This window comes from Pseudomonas sp. A-B-19 (genome assembly GCF_019947515.1).
In the GTDB taxonomy this organism is placed as follows: Bacteria; Pseudomonadota; Gammaproteobacteria; order Pseudomonadales; family Pseudomonadaceae; genus Aquipseudomonas.
Genome location: NZ_JAGYGN010000004.1, coordinates 215,929 through 238,888 on the forward strand (window position 1 = coordinate 215,929; position 22,960 = coordinate 238,888).

The 22,960-nt window shown below is 59.7% G+C and carries 17 protein-coding genes; 8 read left to right on the top strand and 9 right to left on the bottom strand.

Translation table 11 applies throughout. The features are described from left to right. The first annotated feature begins 172 nt into the window (after positions 1 to 172). On the top strand, positions 173 to 1,831 hold the full coding sequence (locus tag KGA81_RS06545) for a nitrite/sulfite reductase (RefSeq protein ID WP_223545082.1): 1,659 nt from the start codon (positions 173 to 175) through the stop codon (positions 1,829 to 1,831). Further along, positions 1,815 to 2,309, top strand: coding sequence for a DUF934 domain-containing protein (locus KGA81_RS06550; protein WP_223545083.1), 495 nt, complete (start codon positions 1,815 to 1,817; stop codon positions 2,307 to 2,309). Before KGA81_RS06545 ends, KGA81_RS06550 begins: the two co-directional genes overlap by 17 nt. A gap of 41 nt (positions 2,310 to 2,350) precedes the next feature. On the opposite strand, the gene KGA81_RS06555 is transcribed toward KGA81_RS06550, so the two are convergent. Beyond that, entirely contained in the window at positions 2,351 to 6,322 is a 3,972-nt protein-coding gene (locus KGA81_RS06555) for a dermonecrotic toxin domain-containing protein (protein WP_223545084.1), read from the bottom strand. Between the two features lie 192 nt (positions 6,323 to 6,514). Beyond that, positions 6,515 to 7,537, bottom strand: coding sequence for a protease SohB (gene sohB / locus KGA81_RS06560; protein WP_223545085.1), 1,023 nt, complete (start codon positions 7,535 to 7,537; stop codon positions 6,515 to 6,517). Positions 7,538 to 7,738: 201 nt separating this feature from the next. Between sohB and KGA81_RS06565 the strand changes: the two genes are divergently transcribed. The 5 genes from KGA81_RS06565 to KGA81_RS06585 all read left to right on the top strand — a co-directional run bounded on the left by KGA81_RS06565 (position 7,739) and on the right by KGA81_RS06585 (position 12,193). Further along, entirely contained in the window at positions 7,739 to 8,449 is a 711-nt protein-coding gene (locus tag KGA81_RS06565; RefSeq protein ID WP_223545086.1) for a histidine phosphatase family protein, read from the top strand. Between the two features lie 64 nt (positions 8,450 to 8,513). Beyond that, entirely contained in the window at positions 8,514 to 8,828 is a 315-nt protein-coding gene (locus KGA81_RS06570) for an SCP2 sterol-binding domain-containing protein (RefSeq protein ID WP_223545087.1), read from the top strand. Positions 8,829 to 9,000: 172 nt separating this feature from the next. Continuing rightward, positions 9,001 to 9,864 carry a LysR family transcriptional regulator gene (locus KGA81_RS06575; RefSeq protein WP_223545088.1) on the top strand — a complete coding sequence of 288 codons (864 nt, stop codon included), beginning with the start codon at positions 9,001 to 9,003 and terminating at the stop codon, positions 9,862 to 9,864. Between the two features lie 107 nt (positions 9,865 to 9,971). After that, positions 9,972 to 11,117 (top strand): sterol desaturase/SRPBCC family protein, encoded by a 1,146-nt coding sequence (locus KGA81_RS06580; RefSeq protein ID WP_223545089.1) that lies wholly within the window; start codon positions 9,972 to 9,974, stop codon positions 11,115 to 11,117. Then, positions 11,114 to 12,193 (top strand): SMP-30/gluconolactonase/LRE family protein, encoded by a 1,080-nt coding sequence (locus KGA81_RS06585; protein WP_223545090.1) that lies wholly within the window; start codon positions 11,114 to 11,116, stop codon positions 12,191 to 12,193. The genes KGA81_RS06580 and KGA81_RS06585 overlap by 4 nt, the downstream gene beginning before the upstream one ends. A gap of 279 nt (positions 12,194 to 12,472) precedes the next feature. Here KGA81_RS06585 and KGA81_RS06590 read toward each other — a convergent pair whose 3' ends face one another. The 7 genes from KGA81_RS06590 to KGA81_RS06620 form a co-directional block, all read right to left on the bottom strand. Further along, positions 12,473 to 12,706 (bottom strand): DUF465 domain-containing protein, encoded by a 234-nt coding sequence (locus KGA81_RS06590; protein ID WP_223545091.1) that lies wholly within the window; start codon positions 12,704 to 12,706, stop codon positions 12,473 to 12,475. Positions 12,707 to 12,878: 172 nt separating this feature from the next. Next, positions 12,879 to 14,990, bottom strand: coding sequence for a PAS domain-containing sensor histidine kinase (locus KGA81_RS06595; protein ID WP_223545092.1), 2,112 nt, complete (start codon positions 14,988 to 14,990; stop codon positions 12,879 to 12,881). 138 nt (positions 14,991 to 15,128) lie between these two features. Then, a complete protein-coding gene (locus KGA81_RS06600) occupies positions 15,129 to 18,227 on the bottom strand; it encodes an error-prone DNA polymerase (RefSeq protein WP_223545093.1) in 3,099 nt (1,032 codons plus the stop codon). Further along, complete coding sequence (locus KGA81_RS06605) at positions 18,203 to 19,618, bottom strand: Y-family DNA polymerase (RefSeq protein WP_223545094.1); 1,416 nt, start codon at positions 19,616 to 19,618, stop codon at positions 18,203 to 18,205. Before KGA81_RS06605 ends, KGA81_RS06600 begins: the two co-directional genes overlap by 25 nt. A gap of 7 nt (positions 19,619 to 19,625) precedes the next feature. Then, positions 19,626 to 20,243: a translesion DNA synthesis-associated protein ImuA gene (gene imuA, locus KGA81_RS06610; RefSeq protein WP_223545095.1), complete on the bottom strand. Its 618-nt coding sequence runs from the start codon at positions 20,241 to 20,243 to the stop codon at positions 19,626 to 19,628. Next, positions 20,243 to 20,860 (bottom strand): transcriptional repressor LexA, encoded by a 618-nt coding sequence (gene lexA / locus KGA81_RS06615; protein WP_223545096.1) that lies wholly within the window; start codon positions 20,858 to 20,860, stop codon positions 20,243 to 20,245. Before lexA ends, imuA begins: the two co-directional genes overlap by 1 nt. 438 nt (positions 20,861 to 21,298) lie before the next feature. Further along, the gene (locus KGA81_RS06620; RefSeq protein ID WP_223545097.1) at positions 21,299 to 21,523 is read right to left on the bottom strand and encodes a hypothetical protein; all 225 of its coding nucleotides are present in this window, start codon (positions 21,521 to 21,523) and stop codon (positions 21,299 to 21,301) included. A gap of 651 nt (positions 21,524 to 22,174) precedes the next feature. Between KGA81_RS06620 and KGA81_RS06625 the strand changes: the two genes are divergently transcribed. After that, the gene (locus KGA81_RS06625; RefSeq protein ID WP_223545098.1) at positions 22,175 to 22,894 is read left to right on the top strand and encodes an ATP-binding cassette domain-containing protein; all 720 of its coding nucleotides are present in this window, start codon (positions 22,175 to 22,177) and stop codon (positions 22,892 to 22,894) included. The last annotated feature ends 66 nt before the right edge of the window (positions 22,895 to 22,960 follow it).

The following is a 22,960-nucleotide window of genomic DNA, read 5'->3' on the forward strand; positions in this document are numbered from 1 at the left end:
CTTTACATATGCTCAAACATCACTTTTACGCATAACTGCAAACTGTTATCTTGCCCCGGCTCCTAATGGAGTGCGCGGCCGTGCGCGCAGAATTGCCGAGGTTTCATCGGACGCCAGCAAGCCAAAAAACGCCGCTGTTTCCGACCGGCCCAAGCCTGAGAACAGGACTTATATGTACGTATACGACGAATACGATCAGCGGATCATCGAGGACCGCGTCAAGCAGTTCCGTGATCAGACCCGACGCTATCTGGCAGGCGAGCTGAGCGAAGAAGAATTCCGCCCCCTGCGCCTGCAAAATGGCCTCTATATCCAGCGCTTCGCACCGATGTTGCGAGTCGCCGTGCCTTACGGCCAACTGACTTCGCGCCAAGTGCGAATGATGGCCAAAATTGCCCGCGACTACGACAAGGGCTACGCCCACATCAGTACCCGGCAGAACGTGCAGTTCAACTGGCCGGCCGTGGAAGACATTCCGGACATTCTCGCTGAACTGGCCACTGTGCAGATGCACGCGATCCAGACCAGCGGCAACTGCCTGCGCAACGTCACCACCGACCAGTTCGCCGGTGTCGCCGCCGACGAACTGATCGACCCGCGCCCATGGTGCGAGATCGTGCGCCAGTGGACCACGTTCCACCCGGAATTCGCCTACCTGCCGCGCAAATTCAAGATTGCCGTCAACGGTTCGACTTCCGACCGTGCCGCCATCGAAGTCCATGACATCGGCCTTGAGCCGGTGCACAACGCCGCTGGCGAACTGGGTTTCCGCGTGCTGGTCGGCGGTGGCCTGGGCCGTACGCCGGTGGTGGGTGCGTTCATCAATGAATTCCTGCCGTGGCAAGACCTGTTGAGCTACCTCGACGCCATCCTGCGGGTCTACAACCGCTATGGCCGTCGCGACAACAAGTACAAGGCGCGGATCAAGATTCTGGTGAAAGCGCTGACGCCTGAAGTCTTCGCACAGAAAGTCGATGCGGAAATGGAGCACCTGCGCGGTGGCCAGACCACGTTGACCGAAGCCGAAGTCCAGCGCGTCGCAAAACACTTCGTCGACCCGCACTACAAGGCACTGGACAACCAGACCGGCGCCCTGGCCGAGCTCGACCAGCAGCACCCGGGCTTCGCCCGCTGGCGCGTGCGCAACACCCTGGCCCACAAGAAGCCGGGCTACGTGGCCGTGACCTTGTCCCTGAAGCCTACCGGCGTTGCACCGGGCGACATCACCGACAAACAGCTCGACGCCGTGGCCGACCTGGCCGACCGTTACAGCTTCGGTCAACTGCGCACCTCCCACGAACAGAACATCATTTTGGCCGATGTCGAGCAGAGCCAGTTGTTCACCCTGTGGGGCGAGTTGCGCGAGCAAGGTTTCGCCACGCCGAACATCGGTTTGCTGACCGACATCATCTGCTGCCCGGGCGGCGATTTCTGCTCCCTGGCCAACGCCAAGTCGATCCCGATCGCCGAATCGATCCAGCGCCGTTTCGACGACCTGGACTACCTGTTCGACATCGGCGAACTGGACCTGAACATCTCCGGCTGCATGAACGCCTGTGGTCACCACCACGTCGGCCACATCGGCATCCTGGGGGTGGACAAGAAAGGCGAAGAGTTCTATCAGGTTTCCCTCGGCGGCAGCGCCAGCCGTGACGCCAGCCTGGGCAAGATCCTCGGCCCGTCCTTTGCCCAGGAAGCCATGCCTGACGTGATCGAAAAGCTGATCGACGTGTACATCGAACAACGTACCGAAGACGAACGCTTCATCGACACCTATCAGCGTATTGGTATCGACCTCTTCAAGGAGCGTGTCTATGCAGCGAATCATTAAGAACAACGAGGTCGTCGACGAGACCTGGCACCTGCTGCCCAAGGATTTCAACATCGACGAGATCAGTAACTGTGACGACCTCATCGTGCCGTTGCAGCTGTGGCGCGAACACAGCCGTATGCTCAAAGCCCGTGACGGCGGCCTGGGCGTGTGGCTGGATGCCGATGAAGAAGCCGAAGAAATCGGTGACGACGTTGCGCAGTTCCAGGTGATCGCCCTGAACTTCCCGGCCTTCACCGATGGCCGCAGCTACTCCAACGCTCGCCTGCTGCGTGACCGTTATGGTTTCAAAGGCGAACTACGGGCAATTGGTGATGTGCTGCGCGATCAGTTGTTCTACATGCACCGCTGTGGTTTCGATGCGTTCGCGATCCGCGCCGATAAAGACCCGTATGAAGCCCTTGAAGGTCTCAAGGACTTCTCGGTGACCTACCAGGCCGCCACCGACGAACCGCTGCCGCTGTTCCGTCGCCGTTGATGTCCAGGCCTTGAACCCTTCACGGGGTTCAAGGCCATCCTCTAGGCCTGTTCGGTGATCACCGGAAACGGCCGCCCCATCGCTACCCAATCGCGGTAAAGCCTGGCCCGATCTTCCAGCGAGGTGAAAATTCCCAGCGGATTTTCAGCATCGATCGCTGCGCCTTCGACAAACCGGTTCAGCCAACGCCACAATTCGTCCGACGCCTGCGCCTCGCTCAACAGTCGCCAGACCCTCGCTTGCAATTCCAGATAATCGACCTGAAAGTCCGCCGTCAGGCTGAGCCCGTCGATGACACTCAGGAAACGACCGCCTGACGGTTTGGCCGCCAATTGCTGCCAGATCGTTCGCCTGGCTTGCCGCAGTGCTTCGTCACCCTCGCGCAACCACGCAACCGGATTGCCATAGTCGGCTCTTGGCGCACTCAACCACAGGTTGATCCCGGTGCGTTGCCGATGATCGATCAAGCGCCGCAACGTGTCCTCGTCCGTCAGCGGGTTGCCCCAGAGCCTCACCCGGTCCCGTGCAACGGCCTGGCTCAGCACCGCTGGCGGAACCCGGGTGATTCGGTTATCGCTCAGGTCCAGCAGCATCAGGTAGGGCTCGTCCCGAATTCCGATCGGACATGTGGCGATCCCTGTGCGCCTCAAGTTCACCTGGCGCAGTTCGTTCATCCCTAGCAACATTGGCGAAACACCCAAGGGGTTTTCACTTAGATCCAGTGATTGCAAGTTGATCAAGTCACACAGTTGCGACGCTGTGTTCTCCCTGAATTGCAGAAACGTGGCTTTCAGATTCAACGTCGTGAGATGGTGCATTCGCGCAATCGCCGGAGGCAGAACACCACCCTCCAGCCCCCCTGCTGCATCAGGCAGCCGCAGATCGACTTTTTCCAGATTCAAGACGCGCAGATTGGGGAAAGACGCAAGGAAGCTGTTCAAGCTCTCACGTTCAATCAGATGGAATCCGCGCATCGACAATTCGATCACCTCGTTGAACCTGATGCTCATGACCGGCAAGCGGTGAAAGTCCTCGAAGTCCAGATCCAGTTTGTATCCCGTTAGCGTCTCCCCGGAATAAAGACGATTGGCCTGCGGCGGGCGCTTTCGCCAGATTGACACCAACTCGTCGGCCAGCTCCATCCGGGTCTCGCGCTCGTACTCCAGCGTGTGCTGCAGCAGCGCTACGTTATGCGCCGCGATTTGCGCATGACTCATGCCCGCGGCGTCCTCGTCGTCAGCGTCCAGAAAGTCGATGTCCATGTCATCGAGATCCTGCAGGGCCTGGTCGATCCAACCCGTCAAATCCGTACTCAATTGCTCAAATTGTTGTCTCAATCCATCGAGCTGCGACTGAACGCTTTCTCCGGCCTGTTGCAGCCATTCATCGGCCTGCGCGTTGCCGAATTCGGGATAGAGGTCCCTGACTTGCAGCCTCAGCATTTCGTGGGTCAGCACTGCGGCCTGCGGAGTCGTTGGGAAGCCGCCGCCCCTCAAGCCTTGCATTTCGAAGGGTAGCCCCCCGTCCATTCTGCCCAGGCCCAGGCCGAACTCGGGGCGTGATAGCACACGGTCACGGAGATTGAGCTTCAGTTCGTTGGCCGGGTTCAGCGACTGCAATTGCAGCGCTGCACGCTCGTCCCTAGACAATGCACCGATGACAGCCCCGTAAAAATCTGTGTGCACGATGCTTTGAGTGGGTACGTCGAAGTATTGATAATGATTGCCGACTTTGATCAAGCGTCGACAATTAGCGGCATCGAGGGAACCGCAACGATCCAGCAGCCGGCCTTGCGGCGAGCCGTCGAGCACCTCGACTCGCAGGTTTTTCGGCCATCCGGGCAGGTTCCTCAGTGAGTGCAAAGCCAGCGTGTCCGAATCGGAATGAGCCACCGACCGCAGATAAAGGCCTTCGTAAGCACGAGTGAGGCGCACATGCCGCTGGTACTGGCGAGCTTTGCTATCCAACTGCCTGAATAGTTCCCTGGCCTGGATCTCATCCGGCGTCGCCGTCAGTTCTACTCCATAGCGATCGAGCATCTGCTCTACCGCACTTTTCGGCAAGCCGGGATATTGCTGTTGAAACAATCGGACCCATTGATGCTCCGAATCCTGAAGTGCCTGATAACGATTGTTGAACAACTCCACTCGCCTGGCCTGCAACGCCTCGTGCAAATCACTGCCTTCGACTGCAGGTGCCGCGCCAGCCTGGGTTTTATCGATGACGTCCACGACTTCCTGATCGATCCTGAACCGACTGATGGTGTCGGCCAGCACGGGAGTAGGTCGACGACCGGCCTGGATCATCCGCAGCATGTCGTCATCGACGTCGCAGACCTTGCCAATCTGCATCAGGACCTCATCGCTGAAAGCGTCCACCGGGGCGCCTATCCCTCGCAGCAGGCTCAGACGGCTCGGTATCGGCGCGATCGGTTCCGGGGGAGCGATATGAACGGACGGATCACCAGCCGGTCTGCCGCCGGGTTGCACATCGGGCTCGCCAGTCTCGTGCCCGGTCCTGGTCAGCACGGCGACATCGGCGCCTTCGCGTTCTAATGAGGCGCCAGCCCCGACCAGCGGCAATGCATTGAGCAAGCCGAACACCGTTCGCGTCACGCCTTCGGAACGCTCACGGGCTGTTTGTCCTTCGACGGCCTCATCCAGACCGTAACCGGCATCAATAAGCCCGGCCAGCACCAATAACCCCTCACCTCCAGGCACAAACAACGCCAGTGGCCCGAACCGGTTGATCCATTGCACGATCGGCTCGACGAAGGCACTCAGATTGTCACGGTTGACCTGAGCATCGTCGCGGATGGTCTTGATGCTCTCCCGGGCAGCCTGCTTCATGGAACTCACCAACTGCGCAAAAGGGTCGGTTGCGCCGGGTGAACGATCAAACTCGATGTAGTCGTCCGGATCCCAATAACCATCATCGTTGAAGAACCCGGCATTTTTCGTCAGCCTATGCACTTTTGGATAAATCGCCATGCCGTCCAGCGCGGTCAGTACACCCGCATGAAAGGTGCCGTCCTCGCGATCCTCTTCGGTGAAGTGAGCCGCCAATGCATGTTTCGTATCGACGCTCCCGCCCTGAGTCACGATCCATTGGCGCAACTGCCGACTGTCGGTGAATTCGTGTAATGGCGAAGAATTGCCAGGGATGTACAGCAACACCCTGGAGCCTGATCGCTCTTGAAAGCACCAGATATCCGTCGCTGTATAACGGTACAGTTTCAACCGGCTCGCCTCGACACCCGGGGGCATTTTTGTCGGCGCTTGCAATTGCTGGATCGTCAGCGCTTCCCAGGTCTGCGCGGCGGGCAACCCGGCGGCTTGCATGGCAAGCTCCAGTCCTTTTCGCGACAGGCACCGTTCTTGATATTGCAGTCGGGCCGCCATCACGAAAGCGCTCTTGACCGATGTCCTCAGGGCATAAGGACCGGGAGCAGTGATGACCGCGTCCGACGGCCAGGCCTGATCGAGATAAGCCTGGTATCGATCAGAAAGAGACAACCCCCACACCCACTGCTTGAAATCGGCAGGCCGTAGATTGATTTGCGTGGGCGGGCCATAGGATTGCGGAACCGTTGCGCGGTAAATGCCTTCATAGGTGTCGTGGTTGCCGCTGCCCACATAAGCAAACTCATCGACCTTCTCGACAATGCGCACCGACGGCCCGATGTCGGGCGGTGTGTACAGACCAAACACCGTTTCGCCGAAGCGCCCGTCGCCCACCGTCTGATAATTGCCAAGCAGGGCCTGGATCAGGGTGCGGGAACTCCCCACCCGCCCCTGATGGATACCGTTCTCTGGAGGATGCCCATGATAGTTATAGTCGAGTGTCACCAGCAGGGCTGTCTGCGGATCAATATCGGCTCCCCACTTTTCCTTGATCAAGCGCTCGCCAAACTGAGCGGGAGTTTGCGGTAGTGCGGTCTCCACCGCGGCCTTCAGTTCGTTGCGCATCAGGACATTGGGTGTTGGGGCATCGCCATGGGCGTGATCATTCATGTGCATTCCATTGCAAGCTATTGGGAATCACCAGAATAACCAGCGGCGACGCAAGCGTAAGTCGGAACGGTCTGCTGATCGGTTAGGACATTTCGCGGCGGCCACGGGAAAATGACAAACCGGAAATTCCGGGCGAAAAAAAAACCGCGGAAAATCCGCGGTTTGATTTTTTTGCAGACGCCCGCTAAAGGCTTACCAGAAGCGTTGCTCGGTCAAGCGGCTCCACCAGCTCAGCAGCACGCGATCGACCGAGCCGCTGGCGGCCATGCCAATGCGCTCTGGCAGGCTTTTGCGTTCGGTGTAATGCAAGTGATAGAGCTCGGACTGCCTGGCGCGCTCGGCGAGGTATTCATCGCTGGTCTTGAGTTCGTCGACCAGGTGCTTTTCCAGCGCTGCGACGCCGAGCCAGATTTCGCCGGTGGCCACTTCATCGATTGCCAGCTGCGGGCGATAGCGCGACACGAAGTTCTTGAACAGTTGATGGGTGATGTCCAGATCCTGCTGGAACTTCTCGCGCCCCTTCTCGGTGTTTTCGCCAAACACGGTCAGGGTGCGCTTGTATTCACCGGCGGTCAGCACTTCGAAATCGATGTCGTGCTTTTTCAGTAGGCGATTGACGTTGGGCAACTGTGCCACCACGCCAATCGAGCCGAGGATCGCGAAGGGTGCGCTGATGATCTTCTGACCGATGCACGCCATCATGTAGCCGCCACTGGCCGCGACCTTGTCGATGCACACGGTCAAGGGCACGCCGGCTTCGCGGATGCGCGCCAGTTGCGAAGAAGCCAGGCCGTAGCTGTGAACCATGCCGCCGCCGCTTTCCAGGCGCAGCACCACTTCGTCCTTCGGTGTGGCGAGGGTCAGCAAGGCGGTGATTTCGTGGCGCAGGCTTTCGGTGGCCGAAGCCTTGATATCGCCGTTGAAATCCAGCACGAACACCCGGGGTTTGGCCTCGATTTTTTTCTTCTGTTTCTTGTCGGTTTTAGCCTGGGTCTTGCGCAGGGCCTTGAGCTGGTCCTTGTCGAGCAAGGTTTGCTCCAGGCGCTCGCGCAGCTCTTTGTAGAAATCATTGAGTTTGCTGACCTGCAACTGGCCGGACGATTTGCGCCGCCCTTTGCTGCGCAAGGCCGCAAAACTGGCCAGGACCACCAGAATGGCGATCACCAGGGTCACGGTCTTGGCCAGGAAAATGGCGTACTCGGAAAAAAACTCCACGGGGACTCCTCAAACAATGCGCGACTCGAACGCGCGCGGGATACCTCCAGCATACCCATGCGCCGACCTTGCGACCAGCCGTGAAACCTCTGGCAGCAGGCCTGTAACGGTCATTTCAAACAAGCGTATGTTTTTTCATTGACAGTACACCGCCATCCTCATAACCTCGCCAAACCTTCAACGCACCGGGATGACGCGGACGTGGGCAGCATCTATTTGATTCGACATGGCCAGGCCTCTTTTGGTGCGCACGACTACGACGTCCTGTCGCCGACCGGCATTCGACAGGCTGAAATCCTTGGCCGGCACCTGGCCGAACTCGGCATCAGCTTCGACCGTTGCCTGGCGGGCGACCTGCGCCGCCAGCAGCACACGGCCAACAGCGCGCTGGAACAATTCGCCGCGGTAGGCCTGCCGGTGCCACTCCTGGAAACCGACTGTGCTTTCAACGAGTTCGACGCCGATGCGGTGATCCGCGCGCTGTTGCCGGCCATGCTGCCGGACGAACCCGAAGCCCTGAACATCCTGCGCAACGCCGCGCAAAACCGTGGTGAGTTCCAGCGTATCTTCGCCCTGATCATCGAACGCTGGCTGGCCGGCACCTACGATACACCGGGTCTGGAAAGCTGGCTGGGCTTTGTCGAGCGGGTCCAGGCCGGCTTGCACCGCATCCTCGACCAGGCCGACAACACCCAGAAAATCGCCGTGTTCACGTCCGGCGGCACCATCACCGCCCTGCTCCACCTGATTACGCAAATGCCTGCCCGGCAGGCCTTTGAATTGAACTGGCAAATCGTCAACACCTCGCTCAACCAGCTTAAGTTTCGTGGTCGCGAGGTGGCTCTGGCTTCCTTCAACGCTCATGCGCACCTGCAACTGTTGAAGGTCCCGGAACTCATCACGTTTCGCTGAGTCCGGACTACTGTGACCCTGGCTGTAATCACCCAGCTCTTATTACCCAAGAAAGGATCGAACCATGACCTCCGTAGCAGACGCCGTACAAGCAATGAAAGCCAAGTTCAACCCAGCGGCTGCTGCCGGTCTGGACCTGGTCTTCGGTTTCCGCATCGACGACACCAAGAACTTCTCGCTGATCGTCAAGGACAGCACTTGCGAGCTGCAGGAAGGCGAGAACCCGGACGCCCAGGTGACCCTGGTGATGGACGGCGAAACCCTGGAAGGCATCGTCGACGGTTCGACTGACGGCATGCAGGCGTTCATGGGCGGCAAACTGCGCGCTGAAGGCGACATGATGCTGGCGATGAAACTGTCCGAGCTGTTCCCGGCGTAAGCACCTGGCTCCCGAGCTTCGGGAGCGTGCCAGGCTGCAAACGAATCCCGCCCTTGGTGGCGGGATTCGTCGTTTTGGCCTGCCCTGTGGCGAGGGGGCGACCCGACAAGCCCCCTCGCCACAGGTTCGGTGGTGCTCTTACAATGTCCGCACTCCCCACACCGGCCGCCCCATGGACATCGACCTCGCCCGCACCTTCCTCGAAATCGTCCGCCATGGCAGCCTGGCTGCCGCCGCGGAAAAACTCCATGTCACCCAGACCGCGATCACCGCGCGGGTACAAAAACTCGAAAGCCAACTGGGCAGTACCCTGTTCGTGCGCAACCGCGCTGGAGCCCGCCTGACACCCAACGGTGAAGCCTTCGTGGTGTATGCCAATCAACTGGTGCAAACCTGGGAAGCCGCGCGGCGTGATCTGCCATTGCCCGAGGGTTATCGCGATGTGCTGCACATCGGTGGCGAGGTGAGTCTGTGTAACCCGCTGATGCTCGGTTGGGCCGGCGAAATCCGCAAGAACATCCCCAGCCACGCCTTGCGTATGGAAATCCGCGACGGCGAAAACCTGCTGCGTCAACTGGAGCTGGGCGTTCTGGATGCCGCGCTGGTGTATCAGCCCGAGTATTGGCCGCGTTTGCAGGTTGAGCAGATTCTCGAAGAAAAACTGATTCTCGTGCGCCTGGCCGGCAAGCCTGATCCTTATGTGTACATCGATTGGGGCATTGATTTCCGGCGCCAGCACGACGCCGCCCTGCCGGAAAAAGCCAAGGCTGCGCTGAGTTTCAATCTTGGCCCTCTGGGCCTGCAGTACCTACTCGAAAACGGCGGCAGCGGCTACTTCCGCACCCGTGTCGTGCAAAGTTATCTGGATAGCGGTGCCCTGGAACGGGTGCCCAAGGCGCCGGAGTTCAACTACCCGACCTATCTGGTCTATTCGCGCGATCGTGACTCACCGACACTGCAACGCGCCTTCGACCTGCTGCGCGAGGTTATCGATTCCGACGAAGACTGGTCGCAACGCTGGGACCCGCTGACCTGAGACCGGTTTGCACCGGATCATGGCCGTTGTGGCCTCAAGGTTCGGCCCGTCAAATCACCGGGACCGGCTAATCTGAAAAGATCTGGCAATAACGACAGGTGATTGCAGTGAGGCAGACCACCGAAGGATTCCGCAGCCGTTACCGCGCCGACATTCATCCGCTCTACAATCCCTGGCTGCACGGCGCTTTTGTCCTGTTGTTCGGGGCGTTGGCGATCAGCGCTTTCTGGAGCACCGTGCATCAAGTGCGGCCGGCGGAATGGCTGGTGGTGCCCGTCACGCTGCTGTTGTTCAACCTCGGTGTGTACGTGGTGCATCGCCACTTGGGCCATCATAAAAAGACCTTCGCCCGGCTGTTTTATGCCCGTCACGCAGTCGACCACCACAGCTTTTTCACCCCCGGTCACATGACCTACGACAGCGCCCGCGACTGGCGGGTAATCCTGTTTCCGGCGTGGCTGATCGTGCTGCACACCCTCGCCGTCGCCCTGCCCCTCTGGTGGCTGCTCAAGCACATCAATACCAACGTCGCCGGATTGGTTGGCGGCCTTCTTGTCCTCGGTTACCTGGCTTATGAAGTGTTTCATGCCTGCGAGCACCTGCCGTTGCGCAACCCGCTCACACGACTGCCGTGGATCCGCCAGATGCGCCGGCTGCACGAGCTGCATCACCGCCGCGAACTGATGCAGGAGCGTAATTTCAACATCGTTTTCCCGCTGATGGACTATCTGTTCGGCACCCTCTATTGGGAGCCGGAACCTGCGCCGTTGAACCTGACGAGAACGCCCATGACCCGCATGCAGCATCAGATTGTCATCGCCGCAAACCCGATCAATGTACTGGCCTATGCCTGCACCGTGTCCTTCTGGCCGCAATGGCATCCGTCGTCGCTGCATATCGATGGGCCGAAAGGCCCGTTGCATGCCGGAGCACGTTTCGAAGAGGACATCCGCGCCGGCGGCCGCGACGGGCACTTGCGCTGGGAGGTAGCGGAGTACCTGCCCGGACGGCGCTGGAGTGCATGCGCACAGGGGGATCATGGCCTGTCGCTGGTGGTGACCTATGAATGCGATGCCGAGGGCAACGACACACGTTTTGTCCGGACCCTGGAATATCAATTCAGCGGCCTGACGATGCGGATTGCCAACCGGTTGCTGCTCAAGCGGCGCATCGATCGGGAATCGGCGGCGTCGCTGCTGGCATTGCGCGACATGGCGCACAAACACCTGACGGCGACAGGGCTCAGCGCATGAGCAGAGCCTTCAAATGCCTGTTGCTGATCATCGTCGTCATCGGCGCCTTCCTGCTGCTGATGCCGACCAAGGTGCGGCCGGTGGCCTGGGCGCCACAACTTGCGCCATCCCTCTCCAGCGGAATCTACGCGGACAATCATCGGCTCAAGGGGGTGGAACCCGTCGGTGCCGTCGACATCGACGGGCCGGAAGCCCTGTTGCTGGAAAGCGACACACTCATCACCGGTCTGCACGACGGTCGCCTGATCCTCACGAGCCTGGATGGCAAGACCACCAAAGTCCTGGCCGATACCGGAGGCCGGCCATTGGGTCTGGCCCGTCATCCCAATGGGCTGCTGGTGATCGCCGATGCCGTCAAAGGCTTGTTGTCCCTCGACGCCCAGGGGCGCCTGGTGGCCTTGAGCACAGAGGCCGACGGCGTTCCCTTCGGCTTTACCGACGATGTGACCATCGACAAACCCGGTCACTACGCCTACTTCAGCGATGCTTCAAGCCGCTTTGGCTATGGCCACGACGGTGAGGCCGTCATCGAACATAGTGGTGACGGTCGCCTGCTGCGTTACGACTTCCAGACCGGCAAAACGTCGGTTGTGCTGGATAAGCTGGAGTTTGCCAACGGCGTGACCCTGGGGCCGGACGATGCTTATGTACTGGTCAATGAAACCGGCGCCTACCGCATCAGCCGTTACTGGCTCAGCGGCCCCAAGGCCGGCACCCATGACCTGTTCATCGACAACCTGCCGGGGCTGCCGGACAACCTGTCGTTCAATGGCCACGACCGGTTCTGGGTGGCGCTGTATGCCCCCCGAAACGCGTTGCTCGATGGCACGGCGGCCCATCCGTTCGTGCGCAAGATGATCGTGCGAGCCATGACCGTATTGCCCAGGCCCGTGGAAAAACGCGGGTTTGCCCTGGGCCTGGACCTTGATGGCAAGGTGATTGCCAACCTGCAGGACGGCAGCAAAAACAATTACTCCCCCATCACCACCGTACGCGAGTATGGGGACTGGTTGTATTTCGGTTCGCTGAAAGCGCAGAACATGGTGCGGCTGCCGTTAAGCAAGGCATTGCAATGAACAGTCCCCGCATCTGATTTCACTCAAGCCCCCTTGTAGGAGCGTGCTTGCTCGCGATAAACCCGAGAACCCCGCGGGGTACCTGCCAACCAGCGTTATCGTTGACGTCCATCGCGAGCTCGCTCCTACAGGGAGCGGAGTTCAGTTCACAGGGTATTTGGGCTGGGTCATGAGGCACCTCGTTGAGAGCCGTAACGTCGGTCTCTGAGCATTCGAGGTGCCGGTTCTGGTTGCCGTTCCAACCGTTCGGCCACCGGTCATTGGTGGCAGGCTGGTGGCTCAGGACGACGAGCCAAGTTGCTTGACGATCTTGTCCTTGACCTTCAAACGCACCTCCTTGAGCTTCCTTACCGTGTCATCGCTGGACTTGGCCTCCTCTGCTTTCACCACTTCGGCATCCGCCTGGGAATACTTGTTAAGCAGTGAATCCAGTAACGGATCCTTGGTGCGTTTCTGCTGGATTTCTTCCTTTGAGCGTTTCAGATCCTGATAAAGGTCATGGGGCACCGGCATGGAACACCTCCGTTTGTTGATCGGCAGCGAAACGCGATCAATTGCGTTCACAACTATCAGAATGGCCTCGGTTAGCCCGTTCTGTCGACCACCTGTCAGACCAGCGGTGTCCGTTCGTCGTCGTGTCGCAAACGCGATAAACCCTTTGCCTGCGCCCGTGCCTTCACCGGTTTCAGCCGTTGAGCACCGTGCGCACCATCTGCCTGAGTGCTTCGGGATTGTAGGGTTTGCTCAGCAGGTGGGTGTCGGGGCTGAGCTGGTGATTGCGCGAGATGATGTCGCGGGTATGCCCCGAGGTGAACAGCACGGCCACCGGTGGTTCCTGCACTTTCGCCCAGGCCGCCAGGTCCGCGCTCTTGATCAGGCCGGGCATGACCACGTCGGTGAATATCAGGTCCACCGCCAACCCTTCCAGCAACATTTGCATGGCGACGTCACCATTGGTGGCCGTGAGGATCTGATAGCCCTCTTCGCGCAACAACTCCACCACCGCCCCCCGCACAGACTCATTGTCTTCGACCACCAGGATGCGTTCGTGCCCGCCCCGTTGCGGCACATCAGGGCCCGGCGTTTCACTGGGTGGCGCGCGCAAGGTGCGCGGGAAGTACAACTGCACCCGAGTCCCTTGCCCCGGGCTGCTGGCGATTTCGATATGCCCGCCACTCTGTTTGACGAAACCAAACACCATGCTCAAGCCCAATCCGGTGCCCTGACCGTCGGCCTTGGTGGTGAAGAACGGCTCGAACACCTGGGCCAGCACCTGCGGCGGCATGCCGACGCCGGTATCCGCTACGGACACCCGCACATAGTCCCCGGCGGCAATGCCTTTTCCCGTGCAAAATTCGCGATCAAGGACGATGTTTTCCGCGCAAATATCAATCCTGCCCTCGCCTTGAAGGGCATCACGGGCATTGATCGCCAGATTGAGAATGGCGTTTTCCAGTTGATTGCGATCGACAAACACATTCCACGAATCTTCGGGGGCCGTCATGTGCACCTGAAGGGTTTCACCCAAGGCGCGCAGCAACAACTCTGCCAGGCCATCGAAAATCTGCCGCAGTGTGAAGACCGCAGGCGACAACGGTTGGCGACGGGCGAATGCGAGCAATTGCGAGGACAGCTTGGCACCGCGCTCGACGGCGGCAATCGACGCCGCGACCCGGCGCTGCACATTGGCGTTACCCGGCTCATGCCGCGCGAGCAGGTGCAGGTTGCCGGCGATCACTTGCAACAGGTTGTTGAAGTCATGGGCCACACCTCCAGTGAGGCCGCCGATGGCTTCGAGTTTCTGTGACTGGCGCAATTGTTCTTCCGCCACCAGACGCGCCTCGACCTCATCAGCCACCCGCTGTTCCAGGTTGCGGGTGAACTTGAGCAGGGACTCTTCGGCGATCTTGCGTTCGTGAATATCGATCAGCACACCGGGGAAACGAAACGCCTCGCCGTGCTCATCGAATTCGCAACAACCGCTGGCGAGCACCCAGAAGTAACTGCCGTCGGGGCGCTGGATCCGGTACTCGACGTTGTAGGGTTCGCCCGTCTCGACCGACAGTGTGAGCCGTTCCCGGACCCAGCTGCGGTCGTCCGGATGGATCCGTTCTTTGGCGATTTCCTGTGACAGGTGGCTCAGGTCATGCCCGGCTGGATAAGAGAGCGTGCGAGCGAATCGCTCATCACCCGACAACACGTCGGTCTTGATGTCCCAGACAAAGGAACCGAGCAAGGCGCCGGCATTCAATGCCAGGCGCACCCGCTCGTTATCCGCACGATAAGCGTCTTCAGCCACTTGTCGCCGGCGCTCGGATATCACCCGCTCCGTGGTTTCCACCACCATGGACATGACCCCGGCCGGACGTCCGTCATCGTCAGCCACCGGGCTGTAGTAGAGGTCCATCCAGACATCTTCCGGAACCCCGTCACGCAGCAGCACCATTTCTTTGTTGCGATAGGACAAGGTGCCGCCCGCCAGGCAGGTATCCAGTACGTGGCGATTGAAATCGGCGACTTCGGGCCAGCCCAGCTCCACCGTGGAACCCAGCAGATAGGGATGACGCCCACCGGCGAATTTCGAGTAGGCGTCGTTGTAAATCATGTACCCGGACTGCCCCCAGAGCATCACCATCGGCAGCGGCGAGGCAAGCATCAACTGCACCGCACTGCTCAGGCTCCTGGACCATGAGTCGAGTGGGCCAAGTTCGGTCTGGCTCCAGTCGAACGCACGAATGCGCCCGGCCATTTCACCGTTCCATCCGGCACACCCGTGGCTATCCGCTAGAAACTGCATCGGCTGGCTCTATCCCGGTAAATTGCACCCGTCTGTTTCGAGCATTCTGGAGGCTATTCGTTTCATAGAGGTATAGCTGATTCAAATAACCTCTGGGCTTTCATAGTATGCACCGCCTCCTACAGGGAAATGCGTGTTTCAGTGAAAATCCCGGCTGCGCACAGTGATGCCATCGAGCAACGCACTCAAATCACTCAAACGTCCGGCAATCAGATGCCGCACCTGGCCCTCCTTTTCCCAGCGTCCATCGACCTTGAGCAGCTGCGAGCCGACCAACACCTGGCGCTGTCGCTCGGCCAGGTCGCGCCACACCACCACGTTGACGTTGCCGAACTCGTCCTCAAGGGTGACGAACGTCACGCCGCTGGCGGTGGCCGGGCGCTGTCGACCGGTGACCAGCCCGGCAACGCTGACTGGCCGACCGTGCTCGACGTCCAGCAACTCCTTCGAACTGCGGCAGCGCCGCGCCTTCAATTCAGCGCGTAACAGGGCCAGCGGATGCGGCCCGAGGGTGGTGCCGACACTGGCGTAATCGGCTTGCAGGTCCTCGCCCACGGTGGGCTTGGGCAACGCCACCACGTCCTCCTCCTGGCTCGGCAGGCCGGCGAACAAACCCAACTGCTTTTGTACGCCGGCCACTTCCCAGCGTGCCCGATGCCGGTCGCCAGCCAGACCACGCAACGCACCGGCATCGGCCAGTTGCTCCTGGGCGCGGGCATCGAGTCGCGCCCGTTCGCCGAGGTCCGCGATATCGACAAACGCGCCTTTGGAGCGGGCCGCCTCGATGCGTCGGGCATCGTCCTCACGAAAGCCCTTGATCATGCGCAGGCCCAGGCGAATCGCCGGTTGCGCATCGCTGATCGGTTCCAGGCTGCAATCCCAGTCACTGGCGCGCACGTCCACCGGGCGAACCTGCAAATGATGACGCCGGACATCCTGCAGAATCTGGTCCGGGCTGTAGAACCCCATGGGCCAGCTGTTGATCAGCGCACAGGCGAAGGCCGCTGGCTCGTGGCATTTCAACCAGCAACTGGCGTAGGTCAGCAAGGCAAAACTGGCCGCGTGGGATTCGGGAAAACCGTAGCTGCCAAAACCCTTGATCTGCTCGAAAATCTGCGCGGCAAACTCGGTGGTGTAGCCATTTTTTTTCATCCCGACGGCCAGCCGTTCCTTGTGCGGCTCGAGCCCGCCGTGGCGTTTCCAGGCGGCCATGGAGCGGCGTAGCTGGTCGGCCTCGCCGGGGCTGTAGTCGGCGGCGACGATGGCGATCTGCATCACCTGTTCCTGAAACAGCGGCACGCCGAGGGTGCGCTTGAGCACCACTTCCAGTTCCGGCGACGGATAGGCCTCCGGTTCTTCCTTGTTCCGTCGCCGCAGGTACGGATGCACCATGCCGCCCTGGATCGGCCCCGGCCGAACGATGGCGACCTCGATCACCAGATCGTAAAACGTCTTCGGCCTGAGCCTGGGCAGCATCGACATCTGCGCCCGGGACTCGATCTGGAACACGCCGATGGTGTCGGCCCGACCGATCATTTCGTAGGTGGCCGCATCTTCGGACGGGATGCTCGCCAGGCTCAGGTCCAGACCCCGGTGCCGGCGCAGCAGATCGAAACATCGGCGAATCGCGCTGAGCATGCCCAGCGCCAGGATATCGACCTTGAGCAAACCGACCGCATCGAGGTCATCCTTGTCCCACTGGATGATGGTGCGCTCGGCCATGGCGGCGTTTTCCACCGGCACCAGAGTGTCCAGCGGCTGCTCGGAAATCACGAAACCGCCGGGGTGCTGGGACAAATGCCGGGGGAAGCCGATCAGTTGCCCTGTCAGGCTGAGCACCCGACGCAACACCGGGCTTTCAGGGTCGAAACCGCCTTCACGCAGGCGTTCAACGGGGGGCGTTTCATCGCTCCAGTGACCGCAGCAATCGGCCAGGGCATTGATCTGGTCCGGCGGCAAGCCCAGTGCCTTGGCCACATCCCGTACCGCACCGGCGGCGTGGTAAGTGCTGACCACCGCCGTCAACGCGGCCCGGGCACGGCCATAACGCTGGAACACGTACTGCAAGACTTCCTCGCGGCGTTCATGCTCGAAATCGACGTCGATGTCCGGCGGCTCGTTGCGCTCTTTGGAGAGAAAGCGCTCGAACAACAGCGTGGTGCGATCCGGGTCGATTTCGGTAATGCCCAGGGCAAAACACACCGCCGAGTTGGCGGCCGAGCCGCGCCCCTGACACAGAATGTGCTGGGTGCGGGCAAAGCGGACAATGTCGTGGACCGTCAGGAAATAGCTTTCATAGCCCAGCTCCGCGATCAGTTGCAGCTCCTTGTCGATCTGCCCCAGCACTTCGCTTTTCGGCCCTTTTGGCCAGCGCCACTGGATGCCCTCCTCGGTCAAATGACGCAGCCACGAGGTGGCCGAGTGCCCTTGCGGCACCAGTTCGCGGGGGTACTGGTAACGCAACTGACCAAGATCAAAGATGCAGCGCCGGGCGATGTTCAGCGTTTCGGCCAGCAAGCCGGGCGGATAAAGCGCCTGCAGCACGTCGAGGCTGCGCAGATGGCGTTCGCCGTTGGGGTGCAGGCGCAACCCGGCATCGGCCACGGGCAGGTGATAACGGATCGCGGTCATGGTGTCCTGCAGGGCGCGCCGGCCGCGCACGTGCATGTGCACGTCGCCGCAAGCGGCCGCAGGAATACGCAACGCCCTGGCCAGGGTCAGCAGACCGTCCAGGCGCCGGGCATCGTCCTGACCGCGATGCAACTGCACGGCCAGCCACAGGCGCTCGGCGAAGACCTGCTTGAGCCAGTGACCCTGTGCAAAGGCATCGACAGCGTCCGGCACCCACAACGCCAACAGCCCCGGCAAGGGTTCGCTGAAGTCTTCGCGCAGCACCTGATACTGGCCTTTGTGCGTGCGGCGCCGGGCGCGGGTGATCAATCGACACAGCGTCTGATAGCCCTCGAGGTTCTCCACCAGCAGCACCAGTTTCGGACCGTTCTCGATGCGTATTTCACTGCCGATGATCAGCGGCAACTCCACGGACTTCGCCGCTTGCCAGGCGCGAACGATGCCCGCCAGGGTGCATTCGTCGGTGATCGCCAGGGCTTGATAACCCTGCTTTTTCGCGCACTGGAACAGTTCGAGGGCACTGGAGGCACCGCGCTGGAAACTGAAGTTCGACAGGCAGTGCAATTCGGCATAGTCGATGCTCATGCGAACCAGCCCTGCAACCACAACGGGCCGTCCTCACCGACCGCCCGGAAGGCCCAGCCCTGTTGGCCGGCACGGGTTTCGATCAGGTAATAGTCGCGGCGCACGTCGCCGCCGTCCCACCAGCCGGACTCGATACGCTCCGGCCCCATGAGGATGCGCGCCGAGCCCTGATGCACGGCCAGCGGCTCAGTCAACAGCCAACCCGGCCGTTTCACGGCGGCCGGCACCGCGCAAGGCTGGCTGTCGGCACTGGCCTGCCACGTGCACTCGGGGCGGTGATCGGCCTGGAAGCGCAGGCCATGCACCGCGTCATCCCCCAGCCGCGCACGCAGGCGTTCGCGCAGTTGCTCCCAGGGCAAGGACTGCTGCGGACGGTCGTCGAACAGTTCCTGATGCTGGGGCACAAAGCTCGGCAGGTCTTCGGCACGCAGGCGAAAACCGCGTACCGGTGCCTCGACCTGGATCTGCTCCAGCCGCCCCCGGGCCAGTTCGAAGAGCATCGCCGCATCCCGCTCGGCGCTGAGCAGGCCGACCTTGATGACGGTGTCCGGTAACCCGGCGTGCTCCAGATGCAGGTCGAAACGTTGTACGCCGCTGTCGCGACCGCAGAGGAACGCCGACAGGTCGCCGGTCAACCGACGTAACGGGAACAGCAAGGCTTGATGGGACTGCACATCGAAGTTGAGTTCGATACGCACATCGAAGCGGTCCGGCGGCAGGTAAAACGCCAGCGCCAGCCGCCGCTGGCCGAACAAGGTATCCAGATGTTTGAGCACCTGGGCTTCAAAGCGCCGGGCCAGGCTATGCCTGGGCAACGCCTGCACCTGGCTCAAGGTGCGCAGGCCCATGCGCGACAAGGCCGTGGCGACCGGTGCTTCGAGGCCGATCCGGTCGACGGGCATTTGCCCCAGGTGATGCTGCAAGGCTTGATCGTTCGGGACCACCAGACCGTCATAGGCGTTGGCCAGCACCCGCGCCGCCACCGGGTTGGGCGCGGCCACGATGCGGTGCCGAAACCCCAGCTCCCCGAGCTCACGGCGCAAAAGCGCTTCGAATTGTGGCCAGGCGCCGAACAGGCCGAGGCTGGATTCGATCTCGAACACCACGGCCCGGGGGTAATGCACGCTGACCTGGGAACTGAAGCGATAGGCCCAGGCGGCGAGAAATTGCTGCCAGTGTTCGATTTCAGCGGCGTCGTATTCGGCCGTGACAAAGCCTTTGCTCAAGGCCTGGGCCGCGCTCATGGACTGGCCGGGACGCAAACCCAGCGCCCGCGCCGCGTCGTTGACGGCCTGCAGCACCCGGCGCTGGGCCGGGCCGGTCAGCAACGCCAGGGGTTCATCGGGATCGGCGCGCTGGCGCAGTACCGCGTCCAGCGCCAATTGCGGGAAAACAATGCAGACCCAGCGCATGGCAACCTCAATGCCCCACGGCGAAGGCAATCGGCGCCGAACGGGCCAGGCCGCCGCGGCACTTGAGCACGCGCAGTTGTGCCGGCCGGGCATCGATGGCAATGCGCAGGGCCGCCGGCGAAGGGTTGATCGCTTCACCGAGGGGGCGATAGGCGAAGGCCAGGGTCTGGCCGGTTTCCGCCGCCACCTGCAAGCGGCGCAAGGCGCGGTCATCGGCTTTGTGCGGCCAGCACAGCACCGCGCCGCAACTGCCCGAACGCAGGCATTGTTCCGCCGCCCACAGCGCATCGCGCTCACTGGCCTGGATGATCGACAACTGACGCAGATCCACTCCGGCGCCCTGCCACGCCAGGGGATACGGCACATAAGGCGGCGCCACCAGCACGATGCGCTCTCCCGCCGCCGACAGCCGTGCCAGCGTCGGCCACACCAGTTGCAACTCGCCCACGCCCTGCCCGGCCAACAGGATTTCCGTCAGCGCCGCCTCCGGCCAGCCACCACTGGGCAATGCGGCGTCCAGCGCGGCATGCCCGGTGGGTTGCGGGCTGGCAGCCGGTGGCGCAGGCCGGCCCTTCCAGACCTGGCCGCCATTGAACAACGTGTCCAGCGCAACGACGGCACCCATCAGCCTTGCCTCACCAGGCCACAGAACACGCCTTCAATGGCCAGGTCCCGGTCAGCCTCGACAATGATCGGCTGGTAGGCCGGGTTGCGTGGCAGCAGGCGAACCACATCGCCGACCCGCTCGAAGCGCTTGATGGTGACTTCACCGTCGAGCCGCGCCACGACGATCTGGCCATTAACGGCCTCGGGGCTGCGGTGCACGCCCACCAGATCGCCGTCGAGAATGCCGTCCCCGATCATCGAGTCACCCCGCACCCGCAACATGTAGTCCGGCACCCGCGAGAACATCGACGGATCGAGCAGCAGACGGCTATGGACCTCCGCATCGGCCCCGATCGGCGCACCGGCCGCCACCCGGCCGAGCACCGGGATATCCAGCAACTCGGGACGCGGCGGCTGCCCGAGCAGGCGAATGCCCCGGGCCTGATTTGGGTTGACCTCGATAAACCCGGCTTCGCTCAGCGCCAGCACATGCTTGCGCGCCACGCTGCGGGAGGCAAAACCGAACGCCTCGCTGATTTCAGCGAGGCTCGGAGGCTGGCCATGCTCGGCGATGCGATCGCGGATAAAGGTCAGGATGGCGGTACGGCGGGGAGTCAGAGTCGTCATGGAGTACATTTGTACTCTTTTGGTTTTTTCCTGGCAAGGGCTTGTAGGAGCTGTCGAGTGAAACGAGGCTACGATCTCTTGAGACCAGAGCAAAAAGATCGCAGCCTGCGGCAGCTACAGGAGGCAGGTTCAAACGTAACATCCAGTGCTCCTTACTCGAACAGAACGGACGATCAAAAAACATGCCCTACCGTTCGTCGGCTTTCTAGAAAAATCAGTCTTTCAAGAAAATAAAAATCCATAAAAAAGTACAAAACGCACATTTACTCTTACAGAAATATTCTACTCAACATAGGAAAATCATTTCTGCTTGCCGAAGACTAAAACACAGTTTCAAAAAGGAATTTCACAGTTCCGCGCTAAAAACCATCCACACCAAAACAAGACCAAGCCACTAAGGTTCCTAACATCATGCAGGACGCATCTTAAAAACATGCAGGAATCATCCTACAACACAGAATTCTCTCGCTTGCATCCCACTGTAAAATCAACTAATCCTTGCAGCACCACTTCATGCCAAGCGGCACTTCCCGCAAATAAAAGCAAAATAAAAACAACAAACCTTAAAAGGTTCAACTCGATGAGTAAAAATATCCTACCCAGAATTTTCTCCCTGACATCAATATTCATAAAAGAACAATTAAAAGAACCCATCGCCTTATTCTGGATCATGATATCGCCTTGTGCGATGTTCTATTTTTTTGCAACAACCAGACAAGACCCAAACTATTTTTCGAGCAACTACATTACGATTTCGGCATGGTTTTATGCCTACATCTCTTCAAGTGTCGCATTATTCGGATTCGCCTTTTACATAATCGGAAGAAGGGAAAGCGGATTCACTCGATCCTTTATTTACTCCAAGGAATCGAAACTGATTTTTCTTTTATCACATCTCATTGCCTACTCGTTAATATCGATATCTTACTGTGCAACCTTTTACTTAACGACCAGATTCCCATTTGGAAACTATGCCATCAATGAACTACTGAATATCGCACTACGCTTTTACATCTGCTTTATGATGTTTTGCACGATCGGAGCTGTTTTTTCATTATTACCGATCAATTTTCAGAACTCGAACACTCTGCTTTCCATTTTTTCGTTCTGCATGTTGATCCTCGGAGCAATGAGTGCCAGCAGATCAAACCCCATCACCGACGCTTTGAACCTCGCAAACCCACTGACACTTGCAAGCCAGATAATGGAGCAAGGCCTTGAATCCAACAAACTCATCACGACAGCAATCACTATTCTATTTATTTCAGTACTGCACAGAACGTTCAAGCACCTAAGGATCAATCCCGTATGGAGCCGATACTGATGAAAAAATTCACGGCGCAAAGCATTGACTTCTCCTATACAGACAAGCCCCTCTTGACCCAGGCATCTCTTGAGATTGCTCAAGGCGACATTGTCGGAATTCTGGGGCCCAATGGATCTGGAAAAACAACTTTTTTCGATATCGTCTGTGACCTGAAAAAAGCAAAATCCGGGTTCATAAAAAACGACTTCAATCACTTTTTATACCTTTCACAAATCATCTCCACTCCCCCACCGTTGCGCATGCGTGACATTTTTAAAATGGTGACTGCGCTGTCATCAAGCGAGCCCATGACACAAGATAAAACCCTGAAAAAACTAAGTGCGTGGAGTCCTTCGATAGTTGACCGATACCAAGACATATGGAACAAAAAATCATCGCTATGCAGCTACGGAGAGACACGCTGGTTCTTTACTCTGTCTCTTCTTTCAATTTCTGCAGACTTCGTGATTCTTGACGAGCCTACTGCTGGTGTAGATCCAGAGTTTCGTAGCTATATTTGGCAATGCCTTCACGGCGCAGCCAGGGAGGGCACCGCTATTCTGGTTTCCTCGCACAATGTTGATGAGGTAATTAACCACTGTGATTATTTTTACATGATTAGCCAGCAACGCTTCAATCGCTTTGCCAATGGTAGTGAGTTCATGCGTCGGTATGGCGTAAATACTGTGGACGATGCGTTTATCCGAGCTGCTACTGAACCTGTATTCGCAACATGATCAACTGGAAGCGCACACGGGGAGTTGCCGCAGACCGCGACAGCTCCCGATGAGGAATGGAATTCG